The sequence below is a fragment of the Neptuniibacter sp. QD72_48 genome (assembly GCF_047778065.1).
Classification (GTDB): Bacteria; Pseudomonadota; Gammaproteobacteria; order Pseudomonadales; family Balneatricaceae; genus Neptuniibacter.
Map to the genome: position 1 here is coordinate 2,138,184 of NZ_CP180547.1, position 23,903 is coordinate 2,162,086.

A 23,903-nucleotide genomic window follows, 5' to 3' on the forward strand; every position below is an offset into this window, starting at 1 on the left:
TCGTAAACTTGACTGCAGCACAATGTTATTTATGGTTGCATAGCTAAGATAATTTGAGGACAGAAGTAGATGCCATTTAACCACAAAATTTTGAATGATAATGACAGCTATGGGTGGGGCCCAGTCCTACTTCATTGGTTCATTGCATTATCGGTTATTGGCCTTTACCCCCTCGGTTTATATATAGAAAGCTTAAGCTATTACGATCCCGAATACCGGACGGTGCCGATCTGGCATAAAAGTATCGGCATCCTACTAGCAGGTTTGTTGATTACACGCATCTTGTGGCGTTTATTCAACCGCTCGCCAAAAGCCCTGCCGCAACCAAAAAAGATGGCAATTGCAGCAAAAGCCGCACATGTATTGCTCGAAGTTTTACTTCTACTTACCTTGTGTTCGGGCTACCTGATTTCTACCGCTGATGGTCGAGCAATAGAAGTTTTTACTTGGTTTAGTATTCCAGCACTACCCTTCGCAATGGAACAGCAGGAGGATATTGCAGGTGAGATTCACTTTTTGATAGCAACAACACTCATCGTGCTAGCAGCATTACATGCATTCGCTGCAATAAAGCACCATTACATAGATAAAGATACAACACTAAAGCGCATGCTAGCGCTACGCGAGGAACATTGATGAAATCTAAATTTATTAAAGGGTTGGCGCTAGCCTCTCTAATCACTACGTCCCCTCTTTATGCTGCGGATTACGTTATTGATACAAAAGGTGCGCATGCATCTATTCAATTCCGCATCAGCCATTTGGGCACTAGCTGGTTAACTGGCCGTTTCAACACATTCTCGGGTGAATTCAGCTACGATGCTGCAAACCCTGCGGCATCTAAAGTAAATGTTGATATTGATGTTAACTCGTTTGACTCTAACCACGCTGAGCGTGATAAGCATATCCGTGGCGATGAATACCTAGACGTAGCTAAACACCCTAAAGCGTCTTTTGTTAGCTCTTCATACACGCCAAATGAAGATGGCAGCGGCGTAATGAAAGGCATGCTAACACTTTACGGAACAAGCAAAGAGATCTCTATCGACGTGAAAAAGGTAGGTGAAGGAAAAGACCCTTGGGGCGGATACCGTGCAGGCTTCGAAGGTACTACAGAGATCCAACCTAAAGATTTTGGCATGAACTACCAGCTAGGCCCTGCAGCTGAAACTGTATACCTAGAACTTCATATCGAAGGTATTCGTAAGTAATTTCGATTTCATCTCAAAACAAAAAAGGCGAACCTTATGGTTCGCCTTTTTTATATTCAAAACTGGATTTAGTAATCTGCATATTCCGAATAAACGCTGACTTCGTTTTTATCTGATACCGCATAGACTTTAAAATCGTCCTTTCGAGCGCCTTCCATATCCATACCTGGGCCACCTGATGGCATGCCTGGTACAGTCAACAAACGGATATTATCGGAATTATCAGCCAATAACTTTTTAATATCCTGCGCCGGTACATGACCTTCAACGACCAAGCCATTTACTACACCAGTATGACAAGACGCACCTTGAGCAGGTACACCTAAACGCTGCTTGATTGGCGATACATCATGCATCTCAATACTATTTACGTTGAAATTGTGTTGCTCAAGATGGGTGATCCATTCCTTACAGCAACCACAAGTCGGGCTATGGTAGACATCGATCTCATAACTTTGATCTGTTTTACCCTCTTCCCAATATGGGTCTGCTGCGAAAACAGGCATACATAAAACAGCGGAAACCAAACCAATAATTAACTTTTTCATTCAACAGCCTCTACAGTTAGTCTCTATATTTTATCGGGTGCTGGAGTGTAGAGCTATACGATTTTATTCAAGTCATTACAGGACGCTAAATTCAATTTGAGCGCTCGCCCCTGAAATACTTTGAACATAAAGCTGATAAGTTTGGCCTCCCTGCAGAGTCAGCTTTTGTTTATTGCTGGACCCTTCAAGCAACTTACCATTGAGATACCAATTAAGATTTCCTTCACTTCCCTCGGCTCTAACATCCACTTCTATCATCTCCAAACCGTTGGTGTGATACAACTGTTGCGGGTTGATTCCATGCAATCTTAAAAGTGCACTGGTTTGTAAGATTGTTTTGCACTCGCTATTAAAAAAGGGAATACGCTCATCCCTTCGCCACTGTTTAGATATCCAAGGGTCCATCGCTGCAGGCCAAACAAAACTTGATTGGCTTTTCATAGGACCAATATCGCACTCCCTTGTCACCCTTAAGCCTGATTGTTGATCCACTAAATAATTATATTGCGGGTTATAGAATCGGTTTTGCCCTAGAGGCTCAGGATCCAAAGTACGCGGCGTATTTTTAGCAATCGTATAAGCAACTCTTATCTGATCACAGGCCTGATCACTAGACATCACAACCCTACCGTCCGGCCAACAGACAGACTGCTCCACAACACCCTCTGGTTTTGTGATTGTATCGGCTTCGGACTCAAGCAATTGATAGAGCTGGAACAATAAAGGACCTGCCAAAACACGCCCCATAGTTTTCTCCATTGGCGAACCATCAGGCCTACCGAGCCAGACCCCTAGCGTATATCTTTTAGATACGCCCACTGCCCAGACATCGCGATAGTCCCAACTGGTGCCAGTCTTCCAACCAATTTTGGGGAGGTGAGCCAGAGAATAGCCATCAATAAATTGATCTGGCGGATCTATATCTGCAAGGGTATTCCAAGTAATCCATGCAGCTTCGGTGCTCATCAATTGCCGAGGTAGTTGGCTAGATTCATCATCACCGGCGTCTTCAACTCCACCAGCGACAGAATACTTTAATGGCGCAACTCTGCCTGAATTCGCCAAGCTCGTGTAGAGCGTTACTAAATGCTCTAAAGAGCTGCCGGCACCACCTAAGATAATTGCGGGATTAGCGCGTCCACCGGGAATTCGCAGAGAAGCACCAACATGATCGAGTTTGTTAGCAAAACGCTGAGAATCGTAATGTTGTATCAATTGAACAAATGGCAAATTAAGTGAGCGTTGTAATGCAGAGGATGCGGATACAGGCCCCGAGAATCCTTGGCTGAAATTACCAGGCCGATATTGCCCAGTCACTATAGGCACATCAGCTAATAGGGACTCACTATGAATCAGACTGTCATCCAGCGCCAGCCCATATAAAAACGGCTTTAAGGTTGAGCCGGGAGAGCGTATCGCTGTGACCATGTCGACATGACCAAAGCGCTGTTCATTTAGAAAGTCTGCAGACCCCACATACGAAATAACCTGACGGCTCTGATTATCAACCAGCAATGCCGCCGCCGAAATGCCATTAGCCTGTCGAGATACATAACGCTTTATCTGATCTGAGAACTGCTGCTGGATACCACTATCAATCGTTGAACGTATAACCTTATTTTCGGGTTCTAACTGTTTCAATCGACGACTCAAAAGCGGCGCGAGCATCGGATTGGATAGAGGCCATACCGCGATATTTTCTTGCTTTGCCCGGGTGACGCTTTCTTCACTCCAAACTTGAAAGCTAAGCAAACGATCCAATACTTTATCTCGATATTGCTGTGCTAGTTTTGGATGCCTATCCGGCCTCAATCGTGAAGGTGCCTGAGGTAAAACAGCTAATAGAGCAGCTTCAGAAAAGCGTAGTTGTGAAGCTGGTTTTTGCAGATATTGTAAGCTAGCAGCTTGCACCCCTTCGATGGTTCCACCAAAGGGCGCCTTATTAAGATACAGGGTTAGAATTTCATCTTTAGACAGATGCCATTCCAACTGCAATGCTCTTAATATCTGCTGCAATTTCCCCCTTACACTACGCGGGCTCGGATAGTGCAAGCGCGCCACTTGCATGGTCAGCGTAGAACCACCAGAGATAATTCTACCCTCTGTAATCCACTGCCAACCCGCTCGCATCAAACTCAATGGATTGACACCGGGGTGTTGGTAAAAATAACGATCTTCGTAATTAAGGAGCGCCTCTATATACCGAGGCGAAACTTGATCAATAGAGACGGGGTATCGCCAAACGCCATTGTGATCAGAGAAGGTTCGTAAGGGTTCGCCATTACGGTCAAGAACCACCGTTGCTGCTCCCCCTTCTGAATTGTCATGTAAGGGGAATGCACGATCTGCAATCCATAAACCTGCTGCAATAAGGCAAAGCACACAACAGGTAAATTTAACAACAGATCGCATCTTTCCTCACATCAAACGCTTAAGGTGTATACGTTTAGGTACATAGATTCAAGGAGCCCATGTTTAAGGCGCCCTCGTTTAAGGGATAACTGTTAAGTACTCAATACTATTAGCAACACCCCGGTGGGCCGGTTTGTACATTGACTCAGCCTGTACAGGTGGTACTAAGTAATGCCCTGGCGTTACAGCTCGGCTTAAGAAATAAACCACCTGCTCGCGTTTTTCTGGAATATCAACGGCGGCAACATAACGATCATCTTTAAATGCCTGATAGGAGATCATCGCCCTCTGAGACACGGCCTCTCCGTCAATACGAATATCTTTTAACTTAAGCGCATGCTGTAGGTTCTGATTTTCAAGCTCTACCCCAGCAGGCAACAAACTTACCAATAAACCATCTGGCACACGTTTTTCGCTATAAAGCCTCACACGCGTTAACAGCAGATCGCCAGTTTTTAATACTTGATTCTTCTTCAGTAATTGCGCATTGCCATCCAAGACACGGAATTGATCTATATCTAAATTGATCCCTTCATTCACTTCTTTAGGCATCTGTTTCGGGATACCCGTCCAATGGAAACTTGCATAAGCCGGTTTGTCTTTTGTATTGGTGAACACAGTAGAAGCTAGTTCTGAACTATCAAGATTACGACCTAGCTCGGTCGTAGCTTCCAGCAACGTCTCAATTTCACCTTGAAGTAATTTCCCCTGCCATTCTCCCTCTTTATCCATTTGATTAAGCGCATTCGACAAGTGCAGTAAGGCGGCCTTTTCCTGTGTACTTAACCAACGCTGCTGCTTCAAAAGAGAAAGTAGGTCGGGGATATGTTGCAAGGCAACGCTGTGTAATGAACGGGCATTAGGCTGTTCCAAAATGGTATGGATCGCCATCGCTTTATCGCGAATGACCGTGCCATAATCTCCTAGATAACCCTCCGCCCTTTCTTTTGACAGAGCCTGCTCCACTAGGACTTCACCTTCTTGCAGGCTACCGGTTTCAATAATCGCTAATCCTAAGTGCACCCCCGGCAGCACACCACGAGAGTCGTTAAGTTGCTGCTCTGCCAGATCGCGCAATGGCCCTAAGGTCACTTCACCCTGCTTAGCCAAAACATAAGCAGCATAAGCTTTGTAAGATATTTCGTAATGGGAAGGAATATCTGACCAAGTTCTAACCGAAATCGCTTTACGGTTATGTACGTAAGCGCGTAGACGACCTACAGAATTAGTCAGCATGGCATTAGGTACAGCAAAACCTGAACGATCTAAATGCAGCAAGAAATCCGTCGCATAAGCCGTTAACCAATGCTCTTCTGGTGAGAATTTATCCCATAAGCCAAAACCACCATTACCTAATTGCAACTCGCTGTATCGACTGATCGCAGCATTTATACCATTCTCAAATTGTTGATTAGTGACTGAGCGGGTGTAAGCCGGGGCTCTATCCCCCGCCAATAACAACACCAAAGGTTGCGACTTACTGGTAGTTTGCTCTAAACAACCGTACGGGTAACTCATCAGAGTTTTAAAATGCTGCTGAGCATTTAGATCTGGCGTATTCGCTACACGCAACTGCGATTGTAGCTTGGTGAGATCTTGAATAGCTCCGGCAGGAAATTGAATGCTTTCCCCTTCTGCCAATACACGCATAGTTGAGCCGTAAACCGCCGGATACGCTGAACGTACGCCCAGCACCCATTCACGGTGTAACTGAACATCACCGAAAGTAATCTCGGCACTGATTAACCCTTCACCCAACTCAACTGCATCGGCAATCAAAGGCAACACCTGTTTCTCGCCTTTATCGAGTGACAGTTCAAAGCTATCTTGCCTTAAACTCACAGCCCCCTGATCTGTTAACTTAACAGATACATTTTGAGCTTCACCAGACACATTGGCTAAATCCAACGCCAAGGTCGTTTGATCACCGACAGCTAAGAAACGAGGCATGGATAACAGAGCCACAACGGGAGAAGCTACTTTGGTTGTTTCACTCTCTAAACCAAAGGTACTGTCTGACATCGCCAACGCAGTTAACGTCAGCTCACCATCAAATGCTGGCAGATCAAGTTCAACCGTCGCTTCTCCATTTTCTAAAGATATTGGAGAGTGGTATAGGCTCAAAATCTGTACTTCAGTCGGAGGCACTTCGCCACCACGCTCTAGCTCACCATCACCGCCCCAGCGAATCTGAGCGTCCTTATACATATGAGGCTCAATTAAATCATTGTACATATCGCTGATTTTCGGGTTGTAAGCACGACGGCCGTAGAAGAAGTTAAAAGGATCGGCTTGCTTATAGCCCGTCACACTTAACACACCACTATCGACTGCTGTTAGGCTGATGTAGTAATCACCCTCGACTGGCTTACCTGCTTTGTCAGTGACTTTAAGGTTCAAATTAGCTTTGGTTTCTGGAAGTAGTGATTCAGCAACGTCAATAGTTACATCGAGTTCACGATCAGCACGACCCAAAGGCAGATGCACAATACCGATACTACGCTTACTTACTTTGTCTTTATGCTCCGTTGGCGCTACGACAAAGGCACTGATATAAACATCGTGACGATTTAGATCTGCAGGTAGAGGAATCTCCACCTCAGCTTCACGATTCTTTAACAAAACTTCTTGGGAATGCAGAACCTGATCGGTTTCAAGAAGTACCACCGCTTTACCCTCGGTTGGCGAAGCCAGTTTTACTTTAACGCGGTCTCCCGCTTCATATGACTCTTTGTCTAAAGCCAAAGTCACCAGATCGGGGCGGATACGATCCGAAGCTGTTTGCCAGCTGTAATACCAAGGCTCACCCGCTTGGAAGGTATAGACAGTTTTACTCTTACCAGTAATATCATCTAGTTCTAAACGGTATGGGCCCCATTCGACTGGCATAGACAATTGCTGAGGTTGACCGGAAGCTAACTGAATAAAGTCAGTCGCTACAGGGTATTCATTTTTCTCGATTTGATAGTGCCAACCGCGCTCAGGGGTATGACTCCAGAAATACTTCTCTTCCAATCGATAGAGCGTAGCCCTGATCTCTCCAGAGCTCAGTAGTTGCCCCTGCTTATCAGCTCTAATTAATTCAAAATTAACCTTCTCATCTTTTCCAGATTGGTCATTTTCGAAAGAAGGCTTCACACCGACAAAACTATCTTTAGGCCAGAAAAGTGCTGAGCGAGAACGGTTAATAGCGCGGCCACCGCTTTCGAACAAGCTATAACGCACATTAATACGAGCCGGGCTTTCAAAAGATTGTGGATTATATTGAGATAGATTGAATTCAGTTGAGGTTTCACCTGCATCATTCAGATTTACAGACGGTAGACTAAACTGCTGCCAATCAACTGTAGAAGGAACGCCAAACTTAAAACCTTTTAGGTTTTCAAACGGTTCCGCCCACGCATTTAATGTCACCTGTGTATCAAGACGGTTTCCAGCAGCAACAGCACCGTACAGGTACTCCCCTTTTACAGGTATTTTGATTTTATCGTTCAGATCAAAACTTAGCGGTGATGCTGCTTGATCAAATACCAGACGAAGGCGCTCTGGTAAAAAGGCCTCTACTTTGAAATCAAAATAAGCCGCATTTTTCTTACTTGCTGGGCTAAATACTTTAGCCTGCCAACCGCCTAAGATCGCATTACTTGGAAAATCATATCGGAACTCATAGTAACCTGGCTTTGAAGGCTCAATTCGCCATGTTCCTGCTGAATCTGCATCGGGTTTAATTAACTCTATTTTTAAAGGCCCTGAAAGTAAGTTGCCGTCTTGATCACGCATAAGTGAACCAAAGACTAACTCCTCACCGGGACGGTAGATATTACGAGGGGCGAAGGTAAAAATTTCTACTTCTTTAGTCGGCCTGCCATGAACAGGATAATCAGACAGATCTAGAGAAGGTGCGTGGTATTTGAGAACGCTCACCTGCTGATTATGTTGCGCTAGGATCAAGCGAGGGCTCTTTCGTTGCCACTCATTATCAACTTGCCAGCTACCTTGTTCATCTGTTTCACCCGTTGCGATCACCTTACTATTACGATCAAGGATATTAAGGGTTACGCCTTTAAGTAGATCTCCGGTTGCAGCATTTTGGGCAATATAGGTCGTACTCTTTCCATAGTCTCTGGCTTGCAGGCCTATAGCAGAAACGCTAAACCAGGTTGCTTGATAACTAAACCCACCGGGCTCACGAACCGTTGCTAAATAAACACCGCCTTGATCAATATTAGGGACAGAGGCAACGGCAAATCCGGCTCTATTACGCTTGTTTCTATCTTCTCCAATCCGAATACGTGCTGTGTAAACGTGATCGACTGAACGTGCCAGGGCATCTTCGTCGAAATACCATCGATCGCCACTTTTCAGTGATTGATATTCATCAAAAAACTGAACGCTACTTTCCGGCTTTACCCGATAAATATTGATCTCTGCTTCCGGCACATTGACTGCAATCAGAGGTAAGGATTCCACCTTACCTGGAATCATTACGGCACCACCCGCTTCGAACGCGACTAGCTTAGGTAAATCTCTAGCCTTTAACGATTTGCTTACGCCTGTTTCAAGCACTGCCCCTGTAGCGCTTTTTAGGCCTTGTTTAATTTGAATATCATATTTTTGAAGCGGCTCTGGACCAATAAATCTAAGAGAACGTCCATCTTTACTGAGCACCGGCGTACCCAGATCTGGTGAAATCACCACATGACGTTCAAACTTTTGATCCGGATCTAAAGGAGAATTAAACAGGAGTGTTAGCGCATTAACATCACCGTATTCACGTTCTGATATATCTAGAACACCTAAGGCTTCAGCAACAGCATTTTGAACCTTATCACTTGCCGCATCTTTTTTAGCAGCATTTACAACGTCCTTATTATCATCACATCCCGCTATCAGCGCACAGGTAACCAGTACAGACCCCAGCAATTTAGAACGTGACATTCAGTACTCCTTTACATTTTGTAGGGCAGATTTGAGCTTTTTATCTAAGCTTCGAAGACTATTTGATAGTACATCAAGTTACACGACTTTTGTCCTGCTTTTCATACTTGCAAAAGATTACCTTTAAAGCGAGACTCATGCCTGATTATTGAGAGGTAATAGCGTGGACAAATCAGATTCTATTTATCACTGGGACAAAGAGTTCTTTGAGAAAAAAATATCACTACTAACAAACTGCCAGTTAGGCTTTGTTGGCGCTGCGCTCATGTTGATGATGATGAACCTTTCCAAGATCTATCTTCTCGCACCTCTCGGCGTAGGCTTGATCTTAGCTAGTTGGTACAAACACCACCTAGAACAAACCAAAGATCAAATGAAAAATATGTCTGTGGAGATTGCACCTAAATCAATCCTGTTAAAGCTACCTTCTGAAGAGACAGAAACACGCGTGACATTTCGCGAGATCGAAGAGATTAACCAACACAAAGAGAACATGGTGCAGATCATCACGCTTTACCTCAAAGAGAATGAAGATAAGCTTGAGATTAAAGCACTTAAAGACAGCGACAAGTTCGTTTCGACTTTGAAAACTCAAATGGCTGAGCAACTTTCAGATCAATAAACATATATATGGCCTTGCAGAAATCTCTACAAGGCCACTTATCTTAACTAAGAACAGATTGAAGAAACTGGTGTTGGCGGAGCCTGCACGACCTCCCAATTGATATCAGCCTGATCTTTGATACCCAACAGCTCCTGTAATGAGGATCGGCAGGGGCGCCAGTAATTCCTCACACTAACTGGATCTTCTGAAACGTAAAACCGCATCATCAAACCAGCTTGAATCGTAGAAATCATCTGCACAGTATTCTGCAATGATGCAGTAGACACCCCACCATTGATCTTTTGAAGAATGAGTAGCCGTTGCAGCGAGATATCATCATTTAATTGACGCAGTAACACCTGAACTTGTTGATTATATGTAGATGATGACACATATCCGAACAGTGCTCGCGCTGTCTCATCATGGGTAATCAAACAATCAAATAGCTCGGATTCTATTCGATCTAGAAACTCTTCCTTAGTTTTCGGGGTTTTGTAACCTTGTAATGTTAAGAGCATCCTACTGGAAAGTAATTGGAGCACCTCAATCTCAACTTCCGTCATTGTTCGGAAATGATGATAGAGTCCTCCTTTGCTAACCCCTGCCTCTTCAATCAACCTACCCGCCGTCAGCGCTTGTAATCCATCTTGACTGATGATGCGAGTTGCAGCATTAAGAATCAAACTCCTAGTTAGATCGGCGTTTCCATTTGGGCACATCACTTTGACCTTTTTTGCTTGGAACACATGAGGTAAAACGCCAGAAAATAAATCAGCTTTTCCACCTCTCTTTTCCTATGCTACGCCTCTAGTTATACAAACAACATCAAAACATAAGAATTTACTGATTTAGATCAAGCTGCATTAGCTTATCAATATAACCAATAAATCCAAAATTTAATGGCAAAATTTCATCATAGTGAAATTTATAAGATACCTTATAGTTTTAAAGAAAATACCCACTTGAATGAACAGTCAAACCACCTTAAAACTTCAAACATATCCATTTAATATCAATGAGTTATACACAGACTATAGGGAAATTATAAATTCAATTTCCTACAGGAATTTGCTTTTCCTATGCACCTATAAGATAAGAGTTACAAAAACTATCAATTTAATGACAAAAAGTTCCAAATCAATAAGTCTATCGCTGAAGAAGCATAAAACTCATCTTCAAAAATCGAACAAAATTCAAACAAAAACATAAACTTAATCGGTCAAATAACAACCAAATGTAAGTGGATTTTTATCTTTTAAGACCAAACACTCAAAAACTTGTATTTTTAATCATATAAAGCGCTATTCACCACTTTTCTGCTAGGGTTATCTCTGTCATGATCTAAACTTTAATTAACTATCTATCCCTTAGCGAACTCAGCTAAGTTACCAGCCAATGGATTAGGATATGGAATTAAGTAGTATATATGTCACTGTAATCGAGCCTTCTAAAGTTCAGCGCCACATCATCATCGGCCACTTAAACAGTTTCGGCATAAATAATATCGAAGAATTCTCCGAAGCAAAGCCAGCTCTTGAGCATATGCTTTCCTCTCCTCCGGATTTGGTGCTTTCATCTATGCATCTACCAGATATGACTGGTACTGACTTAGTTACCCAGATGCGTGGTTTAGGTGCTTTAGAGCACATAACCTTTCTCTTAATATCTTCTGAAACACACTATCGTTATCTTGAGCCTATTCGCCAAGCTGGTGCCATAGCGATCCTGCCCAAACCATTTAGCCGTGAAGAGATGGGCATGGCATTAAGAAGTACACTTGATTACATCACTGACTTTGAATCGGACAGCGACAGAGAAGAATATGATGCTTTGAGAGTTTTGATCGTTGATGACAGCAAAATGTCGCGCAACTACATAAAGCAAATGCTCGATTCGCTGTCAATCCACTCAGTTGATACAGCCAAAGACGGCTCTGAAGCCCTTGAATTCATCGCTAACGGCAGTCGATATGACCTAATCATTACTGACTACAATATGCCTAATGTCGACGGTAAAGAACTTGTAGAGCACATTAGAAGCCATAGTGAACAGCCTACTGTCCCTATTTTGATGGTAACAAGTGAGCAAAACGAGAGCCGTTTAGCAGCTGTGCAAAGCGCTGGTGTCTCAGCTATTTGTAGCAAACCTCTTTCTTACGACACCGTAAAGCAGCTCGTGGAACAGCTTGTTACAGACTTTGATATGTAAGAGACATACAAGTAGACATAAAAAAACGCGGTATTAACCGCGTTTTTTTATGTCTTTAATCATTTAACTTTTATCATCAAGCAAGTTTTCTGGGGCAAAGCCCATGATCAAAGCCCCCCAGTGCTGACCATTAATATACAGAGGAATCGATAGGTCATTCAAGATTTCCCCAGTATCGCGGATGAAGGTCTGCAGTAAGAATGGTGCTGTAGAAGATGCACGACGAACTTCCGCACGATTACCGGCAAAGATTCGACGGTTACGGCTCTTCAAGTTATCTACCTCAAAATTACCCGTAATGCGCTCCGACACTTTAGTGTGGTGAGCTGCTGCATAACCATTACGATCTACTGCAATAGCATAGATAAACTCAGAACGCTGATTGATAAAGCTATCGAATAACGGACGCATCATCGCTTCGTATTGATCAGCATAACTTGTGTCGTACTTCTCCGGCATCTGACCATCATTTGTACGGACGTAGTTAGTATCAAACATGTTACAACCACGATTGCTTAACTCTTCCAAAGCATCTTGAACCTGCTGACTCCACTGACGACCCGTTTGGATCATGCCCTCAAAACCACCGTAACCGATGATGAAGCGAGAAAGCAGTTCCTGTGTTTCCTCAGTCGAGTGCTCTAGCTCTTCAGAGAAGCGACGTGATTGCTCAATCTCTCCATGCATTGATGTAGAGATGTTGGTAATTTCTGAAACATGATTATGCGATTCACGGTTTGTATAAGCCAGCTCGTCAATGGCAGCACTAATACTACTTAACTGACTGTTTAATTCTTCAAAGTCACTGACCAATCCGTGGAATTGATCATTTGTGCTACCGATAAACTCTTCTGTAGAGCCAACATACTCCAAAATCGTAGAAGCACTGTTTCGTGTACTACCTACTAAAGAAGACATCTGACTAATGTTTTGATCAATCTCGCTTGTAGCTGTGCTAACTTTCTGAGACAGATTACGTACTTCATCGGCTACGACCGAGAAACCACGACCTGCTTCACCTGCACGAGCTGCCTCAATCGATGCATTAAGCGCCAACAGGTTAGTTTGATCTGAGAAATCCTTAACCATGCCCAGGATCTCAGTGATGTTACGGGAATTAATCTCAAGCTGATGAACCGTCTCTTGAAAATCAGTCACCTGCTCTCTAATCGCTTCAACCTGATTCTGTACCCGTCCAAGTTCGTTACTTGAAGTGCGAATTTCATCAAGATTGCGCGTGTTACGTTCAGAGATCTCAAGAGTACTGCCGGCAATATTATCAATGGCTTGGGTGGCCTCTTGAGATGATTGGAAGACTTTCTGTGCCTGCTCTTCTTGTTGAGAGGCTGAACCTTGCGCTTCGATAAGAACTTTCTGCAAGCGAGTTGAGCTAAGTGCAACGCTTACACTACGACGACGGCTTTCCGCAATCATTGCTTTTAAGCTAGAAGAGAATCCATTATAGCTTTCTGCCATCTCTGAGATCTCATCGTAAGTATACTCAGGTAGCGTCGCTGAAATATCACCATCCTTATCCTTAATCGCCTTCAAAATGTCTGTCATTTCATTAATTGGACGCAGGAATAGGTGACGCATAAAGAAGATGGTACCAATACCTGTAATAAGAGCGAATCCAACCGTTAAAGCACCGTAAAAGCCAAAGGAATCCAGATGGGACTGAATAAGCTCTACAGGTACAGAAGCGGCCTCAACTCCTGAGAGGCCTTGCTCAAGCTTCTCAAAGTGATAGTAACCAATAAGCAGTAAAACGATATGGGGTAAAAGTAGGAATAGGACGTTACCCAAGATCTTCTTAGTTAACGTATTGAATAAGGATTTCTCGATACTCTTGTATAGGCTCATTTTCGCTCTCATTATTTTTATCGCTGCCTGTGCCATCTCATTTGGCGAATAGTGCTAAAACTCCTTTTCCAAACAGCATAGACTATTTATATAGCGATGCGTTATTTGTTAACACTATGAAAACACATCAAAAATAACACAACCATTCAGCAATTCAAACAAACAGTCACCAAAGAACCCAAGCATTTTTTGATTGAAGATAAGAACGCTTTTCTTTCCAATCCGGGCAGTGCCTCTCAACAAGCGCCCAAAATTTAGGACTGTGATTTAAATGAGTCAGGTGTGATAACTCATGAATAACCACATAATCTATAATATTTTTATCCGCAAATACTAGTCGCCAGTTAAAGGTAATTTCACCTTGCGCCGAACAGCTGCCCCACCTACGCTTAAAACTCTTACATTTCAATGAGTTATATTTTACATTTTTTTTATCAGCCCAATGTTTAACTCGTTCAGCTATAACCTGTTCAGCCTGCTCTTTAAACCATTTTTTCAAAAATGCCTCAACACGCTCTGAATCACTCTTCGTATTTGAACGACGTTTACCCATAACCACTAATAGCTTGGCACCCTCGAATACAACACCCCATCGATCCCCATGACACCAATCCAGAACATATTCGTTACCTAGGAATGGAAACAAAGCACCTTTTTCAGTTTTCAAACAAAACGTTTTAAGATTTTGTGACATAACTGCCTGTTTTTGCGATATCCATCCCTGTTTCTTAGAAATCCAAGCCTCTATCCACTGATCAGTTACCCATTCAGGAACCCGAATTGAGACGCCTTTTTCATCCACCTGAATAGCCGCTGTTTTTCTACGCGCACTTCTAATTATTGTGTACTGCTCTATAGTTTCATTCATTAGGTTATAACTGCTTGTTTAGAAAAACTGCTAAATAATTTTTTACTAGGAGGGATTCAAAATTGATCGAACTTCTTGATCAAATAAGAAGCTGCAGACTCTGTGAAAAAGCACTCCCTTTAGGGCCTCGCCCAATAGTACAAGCTTCTGCTGATTCTAAGCTTATAATTATCGGCCAAGCCCCAGGTAGCAAAGTTCATCATTCAGGTATCCCTTGGGACAACCCCAGCGGCGATAGATTACGAGAATGGCTAAAATTAGACAAAGAAACTTTTTACAATGATAACAAGATTGCAATTATGCCTATGGGGTTTTGTTATCCAGGTAAAGGACGATCAGGTGACAACCCACCCAGACCTGAATGCGCCCCCACATGGCACGAGCGCCTATTGAATGAGATGCCTTCCATCCAATTAACTCTTTTAATTGGACAGTATGCTCAGCGTTATTACCTAAATCAGGATCAAGTCTTAGCTAATTACAAAACTCTCACCGAACGTGTAAAAAATGCTTATAAAGCACCTACAGCTATCTTCCCTTTACCTCACCCCTCACCGAGAAATCAGCTATGGTTGAAGAAAAACCCTTGGTTTGAAGCGGAAACGCTACCGCTGTTAAGAAAAAAATTAGCTATGATCAATCTTTAAATCATCTAAATGAAACTATGCATTGATCTATAGTTTTTGAAAATTCTGTAACTGTTGGACCGTCATCATTTGCAGCATATTTAACACATTCATATTGCAGAGCAATTTGACCACAAACCTCGGCTAAATCAGGCCGCACATTAGCTAATCTCGCACAGTAATCACCTACCGTTTCACCTTTTGATCTCTGTAAGCCCTTCGGCTTTAAACCATTAGATAAACGAATAATGTTTGAGTCAAAGGGATCTTGTGGTGGCGCAGCACTAGACCGAGCCATTAACAGCATTGTGATGGTTATCACTATAGCAAACGGGACGAGTAGGAATATGACTAAACGCCACGCAGTTACCTCTCCTAAGAGATCACGAAGCAGATCTATCTGTCGATGATGATAGTGTAAAACCCAACGATGCCAAGCATAGTTAAACCCTTCTATACGCAGCCTTAATTCTGATAAAAAACCATCGCCCTTAATACCTAAACTTTGCACAGGGCTTTCGTTTAAAAACTCGGGCTCACGGGATAACACTTCACTCGACGCCTCTTCAATACGATCGGGAGAGACTGCTGCTGTTGGATCAATCCGCACCCAGCCCTTATTCGGAAGCCATGCTTCCACCCAAGCATGAGCATCATACTGCCTTACTAATAGATAATTTTCATAATGATTCCACTCTCCGCCTTGATAGCCAGTGACAATCCTTGCTGGAATACCCACCGAACGAAGCATAAATGCCGTAGCGCTTGAGTAATGGCCACAGAACCCCCTTTGTGTTTTGAAGAGAAAATCATCCACAGTATTCACCCCCAGCGGTGGCGGGGAGAGTGTATAGCTGAAGTTTTTATTGAAAAATTCAAGTATTCGCCGAATAAACGCCTCTTCAGTTCCGGTTTCTCGCCACCATTGTCGAGCTAATTCCATTGTCACAGGATTGCCTTCGGGCAAATAAATTTCTCGGGTAAAGCTCTGATAGCTTCGCTCAGAGCCTATAGACAAAGCAGGCCTTGCAACTAATGAAAATTGTTTCCGCTGAATTAATGGGCTACGTGTTTCTAATACTCGCCCAGCACGGAACTCTAATTCACTGGGGGTTTTGCTTACATAATCTAATGCGGGAACATAAGTCGCCTGAGTAGGCTCTAAAATGAGCTCATAACCAATTTTTGCACCAGAACGCTCTGACTCTGTCGCTTTATCTCTATTTACCAAACTACTTTCTAGATTACTCCAACTACGACCATCAAAGTCATGAAGAACAATCGCGCGCCAATATAAGCTTGATTGCGGCGGCTTTACTCCCTCAAAAGTCGCTCTAAAAGCCACCTCTGCTGAGCGAGTCAATCGTGTGATATCGCCTGGAGTCATGGTGTCAGACAAACCGGTTTTGGCCGCACTTTTATCAAAACTAATCTGCCAGAGTGGATCTATTCGCGGCATGCCCATAAATAAGACAATCATTAATGGGAACACCGGAATAAACATCAAGCAGGTTCGCTTAAACGGCTGAAAGAATGGCACTGCACGATGAATATGTATCGCCTGTAAAGCAGTACTTACAACCAACAAACAGAATAATGTGTAAATTGCCATCCATATTGTTTGCGTGAAAAGAAAAATAGATGCAGCGATAAGATATGCCACATAGAGAACAACCAAAGCATCACGCCGCTTGTAGATTTCCAACAGTTTTAAGGAGAAGGCAACAACTAATAAGGAAACGGTAGAGCTAATCCCCCCTCCCTCTTGATAACTGAGCAGAACGGATGCTCCTGCGACAAAAACCAAAACAGATTTAAACCATTTAGCAGGAAACGACCAACGACCAATAAAGACCATCACTCGCCAGCTTAATGTGAACAGCACTATACCTGGCACCCAAACAGGCAGATGGCTAACGTGAGGCAGAACAACCACAAACACACTAATCAACTGCCATAGTAGTGCCGTACGGCTTAGCTGCTGGTTATGCATGGCCAGTGTTGCCATTCGCACCTCCAAATACCGCTAGCACCGTTAAAACCTTTTCTAAATGATCCGGGCCTGATGAAGGTTGAATTCGGTTATTGGGCAACATCAATCCAAAATCTATTCCTTCATGCTCTAATTGAATTGCCCAATAACAGATAACACTGAGCCTAGGCTCCATTGGAAGATCTGGCCACGACTCCCAATTCAACCACACCTGACGACTTTGCTGTCCGACATAGCGCTTTACTAACAACCCTCGCCCCTGCGCAAATTGCTTCCAAGCGATATGTTTAGTTGACTGTCCCGGCTGATACTCTTCCAAACCAAAAAAATCATCACCAGCCCTTTTATCCCCAGAATAACTATCTTGATCACCACTATTTAAATCAGGCCGCGGTCCTTTTTGAGGTTTTGGAAATACGACTATATCTAAATCTAACTCAACCCAACTCCAAGCCCTTAATAAACCAAATGGATAAGTGGTTTCTATCTTCAGTGGACCCGGCTTTAAACGACCTCGTTTATGGGTAGTCAGATTCAGTTCTACATCTCGCGCTTGTTCTTTCTCAAGGTGGACCGTTTCTTCAGGTTGCCCCTTCCAGTTCAACTGAATAGTTTCGTAGTTCCGATTATTTTCAGATTCCAACAGCACCGAAAGGTAAGTTGAATCACCTGCAAAACAGTTTTTACCTCTTAGCGCAGTGATTCTTAAACCTGATAGGTTTAGATAGGTAAAATGTATAGTTAGCACTCCAAGGGCTACCAACAAGTAAGCTACCGCATGGATAAGGTTGTTTTGATAATTCGTTGCGATAAAAAAAAGAAGGATACAAAGAAAGAGAAAACTCCAACCTGAAGCAGTCGGAAAAATATAGATACGTTTTTGATTTAAAAGGATGGAATGACCTTTAGGCCGCCTAGAACTGATAACCTTATCAACCCATACTTGAAACCGGCCACCGACTTGATCAACCAACCACATCAACTTCACTCAGCAATTTACGAACCAGCGCAGTACCACTCTGATCCATGTAATCCTCCGATGAACGTAGACGGTGTGCAAATACAGGTCCTAGCAAAGATTGTATATCTTCAGGAATCACATACTCTCTACCACTAATATAGGCCCAGGTTTTAGCTGTATTTAGTAACGCCAAACTCCCTCGCGGAGATATGCCATATTCAAATTCTGTTGATTCGCGACTGTACTTAACCAGCCTCTGAATATAATCCAGCACACTACCTGATACAGAAACCTGAGCACACTCACCTCGAATCTGATCAAGCTCGATAAGCTCAAGCTGCTCATTAAGGTCCGGGATTTTCTTACGGGCATCCCCACCTAATAAAAGCTCCCTTTCAGCTTCTAATGAAGGGTAACCAAGATGAATACGCATTAAGAAACGATCGAGCTGAGATTCAGGCAGTGGAAAAGTACCATATTGGGAAATTGGGTTTTGGGTGGCAATAACAAAGAAAGGTTGAGGTAAATCGTAACTACGCCCTTCAACCGTTACCTGCCTTTCTTCCATCGCCTCTAGCAGTGCGCTTTGTGTTTTTGGTGTTGTACGATTAATTTCGTCAGCTAATATGAGCTGGGCAAAAACAGGCCCTTTATGAAAAATAAACTGACCGTTAGCAGAATCAAAAATAGATGCCCCTAAAATATCAGCGGGCAACATATCACTAGTAAATTGAATTCGTTGATAATCTAGCCCAAGCACTTTAGCCAAGGCATGGGATAAAGTCGTTTTCCCCATCCCAGGCAGATCTTCAATTAATAGATGCCCCCCAGTAATCAAACAAGTAAGCGCCTGCCTGATTTGAACTTCTTTCCCATATAAAACCTGGCCAACTGCCTCAACAATCTGATCTAGCTTTTCGCGCATGAACACCTTACTCCATATCCCTGAGTAATTACTATGCCAGTTTGGTTTAGCTCCTGCACGAGCTTATCCCATCTTACTGTTAAAATTTAAGAGGGATTGAATCTTGGTGATAATCCGCAAAATCAGAACGGCACGCTTCATCATGAGTCTCGATCTGAACAAGGTTGGCCTCATGAATGCCGGCTTTAAGGCAGATATCATAACCCTCTTTTACATTGTGACAGGTAACAACCTTACCTTCCTGATCTTTGATCAACTCTTTGTGTAAATGATCATGATCATCGAATTCCACCTCGATAACCATAGGGCCACACCCAGATTCGATAAAATTAACACCCTTGATTCTTGCCTGCTGCTTTAGCATACCCATTTGCTCTATGTTCATAAAAAGCCTCCAGAACTATGCTTGCGGATAATTTAAAAAGAGATGAGCATTGTACGTAACACCGAAACGTTTAGATTAATAATAGTCAAAGATCAGGTATTACGAAGGCTAGAGGGCATAGATAGTCACAAAAAAACCCGGTATAAACCGGGCTTTTATAATTACAGATCAGACATATTAGTCACAGCAAGAATCACCACTATCACAGCAGCTTTCACCACCTTCGTGTACGTGGCCATGAGATAACTCTTCTTCTGTCGCTTCACGAACATTAGTCACTTCGACATTAAAAGTCAGTGTTTGGCCCGCTAGAGGGTGGTTACCATCAAGGATAACGCCATCTTCTTCAAGAGCTACAACTGTAACTGGCTGCTGCCCCCAAGGTGCTTCAGCCATAAACTGCATACCAACCTGAATGTCATCAATACCTTGAAAATTAGCACGATCAACTGTCTGCACTAGCTCTTCACGCACATCGCCGTAACCTTCTTCAGGTGTCACAACAACATCTAACTTATCACCAACCGTTTTGCCAATCAGCGCTTTTTCCAAACCAGGAACAATATTGTTAGCGCCACAAACGAATGGTAATGGCTCTTGGCCCTGAGAAGAATCTAGAACTTCACCTTCTTCATTTTTTAGTGTGTAGTGGATGTAACCAACTAGATTTTCAGCAATTTGCATACAAAGAATTCTCTATTTAGAGGGAGATACACTTAAGCTGCAGATGAAATTAACACTGCAATAAACCATCACCCTGATTAGGATTTGGAAACCTAGCTAAAGGTCCAACCACAAGTAAAAACTTAGTTAAGTCAATCATACAGATTGCACCAAAATGCTGCTAGTTCTAGCTATCTATCACACAAAGAAATTACACCTTCACTAGAAAATAGGAATTTTTCTTAGCTCCAAATCTAGATCCCTGTGCTAATTTGTATCTATTGATAGCCTTATCATGGAGGATCAAGCTAATGGAAAAGGCATGTACGCTATGCTACAGCCTTGTATTGCATCACAAACCACACTCAGCACTAAAAAAGATTAGTGAATTGAAAGGTAGTGAGTTGTATAAATGCTGTTGCTGTTACGCCTACTTACACAAGCATGACAACGAGTGGGAAATAATCAGTGGTGGAGACTTTAGCGGCAAGCCTGTCGATCAGGTTGAAACTGAGAGTCAATCTACAGAGTACGAAACTGAGAATCTAAGTTTCGGCAAACGCATAAGCTATCAACCGTAATTGATAGCTTATGGTTACAAAAGACCTACTTCATACAAAATCGCAACAAGCTGAGTTTTATTACGCGCACCAAACACACGTTTGGCTCGAGTAATATGATACGTAATTCCTTCCTCAGTTAACGCCAGCTTATCAGCGATTCTTTTTACCGCCATGCCCTCAGCTGTCATCTGAATAATCTGACGGCAAGTATGCGATAACAGCTCCTGCTTAAGGAAAGGGTTTTGCTCTTTCTCACAAACAACCTGCAGTAATGAGTGATAACGAGCTAAAATAGGTACCAGCCACTCCTTTACTGACTCGAAAAACTCTTCAAATTCGCCAGCTGGCAAACTATGAAAAAGACCAAAGTAATGAAACCAATAATTATCACTCGCACCCGTCATAGGTACATAGACACGAGACGCTATATTATTTTGTTTCCAAAACGATTCTGCCTGTGAACCAACACTACTATCGGTATTCTTAACGACGAGTGGAGAACGCGCTTCTGGTAACACTTTCCATAACGGGTCAGCATGAGCAACGTCTCGATAATAAGCTTTAACAACTGCATCCGGTAACGAACCGACAATATCAAAACCATTTTCCCAACGCTGCCTCTGATGATCTGACAAACCTTCAATATGCTGACGCGTCAGCACTGAGTATGTGAAGGAAGTAAAACCAAGCTGGCATAGTAACTCGTCTAGTTCCTGTAATAGCCTATCCCAAGTACATTCAATAGCTAACACTGTTTTTTCTTGAAGTGCTGGCTGTTGTTTTAGCTGTAGAATCAGGCTTTCCATATCTTGCACTAAAACACTCCGTTGAAAAGTGAGTCCTGATACCTAAAGGGGAAATAATTCTTGTTAAAGATAAACACCCAAGAGGTATGACCAAATTACATAAATTCAAACAAAAGGGGCTTTAACAAAAATTAACCTATGACTCCTAAAAACATAGATTCCCCAATCCATATGTTAATGATAAGCGTATTCCAAAATGGAAGAAGTACCAAAAAATATAGTATCGAGGGTGTTTTTCGCTCTCAGGTCAATTTTTCATGGACTAAAGCCGTAGGCTCATTGAATTCTTTGCCTTCCAGCTGATTTAAATTTCTCTAATACTGTACTAAATCACTCTGATATATATGGTAAAATCAGAACTTTAGTACTACTACCGACCCCATATCACACACAACTCGTAAGGAATAAGGCAACAACAAGTAAACATATTAAGAGTCTATTTTTGACATATAAAGATAAAAAATTCAAACAAAGATTTGTAAAAACAAACAATACTTAAGCTAAATCAAATTACAAATTTATTACATCGCATTCTTTTAGATTTTTAATAAGAAATACGACTTGTTTAGAGAGGAGTTTTGTATATTTATCTATAGATACTGAACATTCACTTAATAATATTGCAATTAATTTTCATTAAGCTTATGCGTTAGAAAGTTAGAAACTAGTGAACAGCTATCAAGAAATGAGCTTAGCGATAAGAAAGGAATAGAGGCACAATCAGTATCGTGCCTACCCCCCACTAAAGTGCATTCATTAGGTACGCATACCTAAGCGATAACTTCCATTATCGAAAAACTGAGCAACCTGCTGACGTTTTCGGCCTAATAATACAGGCCCATTGTCAAAAAAGAGAAAGTTCTTCCAATTACGGCGAAAAACACCCCACTTAGTCTCAATAATATGATCACTTTGGTAACAGAAATACACTGTGATGTTATCATCCCACTCAGCCATATGGGCTGTCAGTAGCTCCGGCATTTGACTTGATTGCGCATCCCAAGCACTCTGCCAAAAATCTTTCTCAAACCAGTTTTTATCTTTGGCGGCCCAATCACCTTCTCCAAAGTGTTCTGGATGAGAGCAACCTCTGCTTATATGCTCTGACCAAATCTGCTCCGCACGACTTTCCGTCAAAGGATTGATCTGCGCAAGATCTTCTTCAGAAACAGGCAAATCCCTGTGACGAAAGATCCAAGCCTTGGTGTACTCTTCCAACGGAATATATTTCATTGTTTACTCAAAATTTTCTAAGATTCACAAAAAAAGAAAAAGGGAGCTGAATAGCTCCCTTTTTAAAAGAAAGCGGACTATGGTTATCCTTCACCTTCAACACGGTTACAACCGCTTTGCTTAGCTACGAATAGGTTCTCGTTGGCGCGTCTCAACATGTTATCAGGATCGTCTTCCAGGCCATCTAGCGCTGCAACACCAACACTGACAGTAAATTTAACATCGCCAGCTGCGTAAGGGATTTCCATCTCTTCCATCATTTTGCGCACACGATTACCAGCAGCCATACCCTGTTCATGGTTCGTTTCCGGCATAAACATTACAAACTGATCGTCACCGTAACGTGCAAGGAAATCTGAAGTACGCTTCATACCATGGATAGAGGTAACTAACTGTTGTAGAACTTGATCACCACAATCCCAAGAGTATCTGTCATTAAGGTCGCTAAAATCATCAACATCAATAACCATCAAGCTGCAGACCCAATCGTAACGCTGCGCTTGTGCGATAGCCTGTTCTAATACAGGTCTTAGTGCGCGACGGTTATAAGCACCTGTCAGAGGGTCACGCTGGGCCTGATTCGTGACCTGCCTTTCAAGTCTTCGTTGGGCAGAGATGTCTCGAAAAACCGCTACAACCTCATCACCTGCAGCAGAACAACGCAGCTCCATCCATTTTGTTTCACTTAAACCTTGGTCTTTCAACACAGGTACGTGTTCAGGTCTTAACTGAATGTAAGTCTTAATCGCTGTATTCTTCTCAATAGACTTAACCCCAGCAGCAGTAATATTACCGCTAATATCAGCAGGGAAAATATCTTCGAGTTTACGTCCCATGATCGCATCGGCATCCAACCAACCTGCGTCACCTGCAGAACACGCCATGATCAAACCTGTTGGTTCAAGTACCATCACTACATCCGCTGTTGCTTCCAGAACAGCACCATAGCGAGCTTGAATCTGTTTATCCGACATCCACTACTCTCCACTCAACCAGACGATAAAAATTGGCATACCAAAAAGATAGCTGTTTGAGGCAGGATGAACAACCTGTTTTGCAGTTTTTATGCGCAGAAGCTTGATTCAAAAAGGATATT

General features: G+C 42.7%; 20 protein-coding genes. 6 read left to right on the forward strand and 14 right to left on the reverse strand.

Features of this window, described 5'->3' with window-relative positions; translation table 11 throughout:
* Positions 1-69 precede the first annotated feature (69 nt).
* Positions 70-636 carry a cytochrome b gene (locus ACMXYX_RS09580; protein WP_415881478.1) on the forward strand — a complete coding sequence of 189 codons (567 nt, stop codon included), beginning with the start codon at positions 70-72 and terminating at the stop codon, positions 634-636.
* Positions 636-1,211 (forward strand): YceI family protein, encoded by a 576-nt coding sequence (locus tag ACMXYX_RS09585; RefSeq protein WP_415894188.1) that lies wholly within the window; start codon positions 636-638, stop codon positions 1,209-1,211. Before ACMXYX_RS09580 ends, ACMXYX_RS09585 begins: the two co-directional genes overlap by 1 nt.
* Positions 1,212-1,279: 68 nt before the next feature.
* Here ACMXYX_RS09585 and ACMXYX_RS09590 read toward each other — a convergent pair whose 3' ends face one another.
* The 3 genes from ACMXYX_RS09590 to ACMXYX_RS09600 all read right to left on the reverse strand — a co-directional run bounded on the left by ACMXYX_RS09590 (position 1,280) and on the right by ACMXYX_RS09600 (position 9,109).
* Positions 1,280-1,759: a DUF411 domain-containing protein gene (locus ACMXYX_RS09590; RefSeq protein ID WP_415896351.1), complete on the reverse strand. Its 480-nt coding sequence runs from the start codon at positions 1,757-1,759 to the stop codon at positions 1,280-1,282.
* 75 nt (positions 1,760-1,834) lie between these two features.
* Positions 1,835-4,171, reverse strand: a complete 2,337-nt coding sequence (pbpC, locus tag ACMXYX_RS09595) for a penicillin-binding protein 1C (RefSeq protein WP_415905945.1) — start codon at positions 4,169-4,171, stop codon at positions 1,835-1,837.
* Between the two features lie 78 nt (positions 4,172-4,249).
* Positions 4,250-9,109 carry an alpha-2-macroglobulin family protein gene (locus tag ACMXYX_RS09600; RefSeq protein WP_415905946.1) on the reverse strand — a complete coding sequence of 1,620 codons (4,860 nt, stop codon included), beginning with the start codon at positions 9,107-9,109 and terminating at the stop codon, positions 4,250-4,252.
* A 163-nt stretch (positions 9,110-9,272) separates the two neighbouring features.
* Here ACMXYX_RS09600 and ACMXYX_RS09605 point away from each other — a divergent pair, with 163 nt between their 5' ends.
* Entirely contained in the window at positions 9,273-9,731 is a 459-nt protein-coding gene (locus ACMXYX_RS09605) for a hypothetical protein (RefSeq protein WP_415896354.1), read from the forward strand.
* Positions 9,732-9,778: 47 nt separating this feature from the next.
* Here ACMXYX_RS09605 and ACMXYX_RS09610 read toward each other — a convergent pair whose 3' ends face one another.
* Positions 9,779-10,432, reverse strand: coding sequence for a TetR/AcrR family transcriptional regulator (locus ACMXYX_RS09610; RefSeq protein ID WP_415881484.1), 654 nt, complete (start codon positions 10,430-10,432; stop codon positions 9,779-9,781).
* A 688-nt stretch (positions 10,433-11,120) separates the two neighbouring features.
* On the opposite strand from ACMXYX_RS09610, the gene ACMXYX_RS09615 reads away from it, so the two are divergent.
* On the forward strand, positions 11,121-11,921 hold the full coding sequence (locus ACMXYX_RS09615; RefSeq protein WP_415881485.1) for a response regulator: 801 nt from the start codon (positions 11,121-11,123) through the stop codon (positions 11,919-11,921).
* A 63-nt stretch (positions 11,922-11,984) separates the two neighbouring features.
* On the opposite strand, the gene ACMXYX_RS09620 is transcribed toward ACMXYX_RS09615, so the two are convergent.
* Entirely contained in the window at positions 11,985-13,784 is a 1,800-nt protein-coding gene (locus ACMXYX_RS09620) for a methyl-accepting chemotaxis protein (protein ID WP_415881486.1), read from the reverse strand.
* 166 nt (positions 13,785-13,950) lie between these two features.
* Entirely contained in the window at positions 13,951-14,652 is a 702-nt protein-coding gene (locus ACMXYX_RS09625) for a M48 family metallopeptidase (protein ID WP_415896355.1), read from the reverse strand.
* 62 nt (positions 14,653-14,714) lie between these two features.
* Between ACMXYX_RS09625 and ACMXYX_RS09630 the strand changes: the two genes are divergently transcribed.
* Positions 14,715-15,299: a uracil-DNA glycosylase family protein gene (locus tag ACMXYX_RS09630; RefSeq protein WP_415896356.1), complete on the forward strand. Its 585-nt coding sequence runs from the start codon at positions 14,715-14,717 to the stop codon at positions 15,297-15,299.
* Between the two features lies 1 nt (position 15,300).
* Here the strand turns inward: ACMXYX_RS09630 and ACMXYX_RS09635 are convergent, their stop codons facing one another.
* From ACMXYX_RS09635 to ACMXYX_RS09655, 5 genes are all read right to left on the reverse strand, one after another.
* Entirely contained in the window at positions 15,301-17,286 is a 1,986-nt protein-coding gene (locus ACMXYX_RS09635) for a transglutaminaseTgpA domain-containing protein (RefSeq protein ID WP_415905947.1), read from the reverse strand.
* Positions 17,264-18,250, reverse strand: a complete 987-nt coding sequence (locus ACMXYX_RS09640; protein WP_415896358.1) for a DUF58 domain-containing protein — start codon at positions 18,248-18,250, stop codon at positions 17,264-17,266. Before ACMXYX_RS09640 ends, ACMXYX_RS09635 begins: the two co-directional genes overlap by 23 nt.
* Entirely contained in the window at positions 18,237-19,157 is a 921-nt protein-coding gene (locus ACMXYX_RS09645; protein ID WP_415896359.1) for an AAA family ATPase, read from the reverse strand. Before ACMXYX_RS09645 ends, ACMXYX_RS09640 begins: the two co-directional genes overlap by 14 nt.
* A 79-nt stretch (positions 19,158-19,236) precedes the next feature.
* The gene (locus ACMXYX_RS09650) at positions 19,237-19,542 is read right to left on the reverse strand and encodes a hypothetical protein (protein WP_415881492.1); all 306 of its coding nucleotides are present in this window, start codon (positions 19,540-19,542) and stop codon (positions 19,237-19,239) included.
* A gap of 177 nt (positions 19,543-19,719) precedes the next feature.
* Positions 19,720-20,226 (reverse strand): FKBP-type peptidyl-prolyl cis-trans isomerase, encoded by a 507-nt coding sequence (locus ACMXYX_RS09655; protein WP_415881493.1) that lies wholly within the window; start codon positions 20,224-20,226, stop codon positions 19,720-19,722.
* A gap of 290 nt (positions 20,227-20,516) precedes the next feature.
* On the opposite strand from ACMXYX_RS09655, the gene ACMXYX_RS09660 reads away from it, so the two are divergent.
* Positions 20,517-20,786, forward strand: a complete 270-nt coding sequence (locus tag ACMXYX_RS09660) for a hypothetical protein (RefSeq protein WP_415881494.1) — start codon at positions 20,517-20,519, stop codon at positions 20,784-20,786.
* Between the two features lie 14 nt (positions 20,787-20,800).
* Here ACMXYX_RS09660 and ACMXYX_RS09665 read toward each other — a convergent pair whose 3' ends face one another.
* The 3 genes from ACMXYX_RS09665 to ACMXYX_RS09675 form a co-directional block, all read right to left on the reverse strand.
* Positions 20,801-21,574: a helix-turn-helix domain-containing protein gene (locus ACMXYX_RS09665; RefSeq protein ID WP_415884659.1), complete on the reverse strand. Its 774-nt coding sequence runs from the start codon at positions 21,572-21,574 to the stop codon at positions 20,801-20,803.
* A 756-nt stretch (positions 21,575-22,330) separates the two neighbouring features.
* Positions 22,331-22,807, reverse strand: coding sequence for a DUF2947 domain-containing protein (locus ACMXYX_RS09670; RefSeq protein WP_415896360.1), 477 nt, complete (start codon positions 22,805-22,807; stop codon positions 22,331-22,333).
* Between the two features lie 83 nt (positions 22,808-22,890).
* Positions 22,891-23,781, reverse strand: a complete 891-nt coding sequence (locus tag ACMXYX_RS09675) for a diguanylate cyclase (protein WP_415881496.1) — start codon at positions 23,779-23,781, stop codon at positions 22,891-22,893.
* Positions 23,782-23,903: the final 122 nt, after the last annotated feature.

Bases quoted from the DNA above. Each gene is read 5' to 3' on its own strand.
- ACMXYX_RS09580 (WP_415881478.1), top strand. From the start codon at position 70: ATGCCATTTAACCACAAAATTTTGAATGATAATGACAGCTATGGGTGG.
- ACMXYX_RS09585 (WP_415894188.1), top strand. From the start codon at position 636: ATGAAATCTAAATTTATTAAAGGGTTGGCGCTAGCCTCTCTAATCACT.
- ACMXYX_RS09590 (WP_415896351.1), bottom strand. From the start codon at position 1,759: ATGAAAAAGTTAATTATTGGTTTGGTTTCCGCTGTTTTATGTATGCCT.
- pbpC (WP_415905945.1), bottom strand. From the start codon at position 4,171: ATGCGATCTGTTGTTAAATTTACCTGTTGTGTGCTTTGCCTTATTGCA.
- ACMXYX_RS09600 (WP_415905946.1), bottom strand. From the start codon at position 9,109: ATGTCACGTTCTAAATTGCTGGGGTCTGTACTGGTTACCTGTGCGCTG.
- ACMXYX_RS09610 (WP_415881484.1), bottom strand. From the start codon at position 10,432: ATGTGCCCAAATGGAAACGCCGATCTAACTAGGAGTTTGATTCTTAAT.
- ACMXYX_RS09615 (WP_415881485.1), top strand. From the start codon at position 11,121: ATGGAATTAAGTAGTATATATGTCACTGTAATCGAGCCTTCTAAAGTT.
- ACMXYX_RS09620 (WP_415881486.1), bottom strand. From the start codon at position 13,784: ATGAGCCTATACAAGAGTATCGAGAAATCCTTATTCAATACGTTAACT.
- ACMXYX_RS09625 (WP_415896355.1), bottom strand. From the start codon at position 14,652: ATGAATGAAACTATAGAGCAGTACACAATAATTAGAAGTGCGCGTAGA.
- ACMXYX_RS09635 (WP_415905947.1), bottom strand. From the start codon at position 17,286: ATGGCAACACTGGCCATGCATAACCAGCAGCTAAGCCGTACGGCACTA.
- ACMXYX_RS09640 (WP_415896358.1), bottom strand. From the start codon at position 18,250: ATGTGGTTGGTTGATCAAGTCGGTGGCCGGTTTCAAGTATGGGTTGAT.
- ACMXYX_RS09645 (WP_415896359.1), bottom strand. From the start codon at position 19,157: ATGCGCGAAAAGCTAGATCAGATTGTTGAGGCAGTTGGCCAGGTTTTA.
- ACMXYX_RS09650 (WP_415881492.1), bottom strand. From the start codon at position 19,542: ATGAACATAGAGCAAATGGGTATGCTAAAGCAGCAGGCAAGAATCAAG.
- ACMXYX_RS09655 (WP_415881493.1), bottom strand. From the start codon at position 20,226: ATGCAAATTGCTGAAAATCTAGTTGGTTACATCCACTACACACTAAAA.
- ACMXYX_RS09660 (WP_415881494.1), top strand. From the start codon at position 20,517: ATGGAAAAGGCATGTACGCTATGCTACAGCCTTGTATTGCATCACAAA.
- ACMXYX_RS09665 (WP_415884659.1), bottom strand. From the start codon at position 21,574: ATGGAAAGCCTGATTCTACAGCTAAAACAACAGCCAGCACTTCAAGAA.
- ACMXYX_RS09670 (WP_415896360.1), bottom strand. From the start codon at position 22,807: ATGAAATATATTCCGTTGGAAGAGTACACCAAGGCTTGGATCTTTCGT.
- ACMXYX_RS09675 (WP_415881496.1), bottom strand. From the start codon at position 23,781: ATGTCGGATAAACAGATTCAAGCTCGCTATGGTGCTGTTCTGGAAGCA.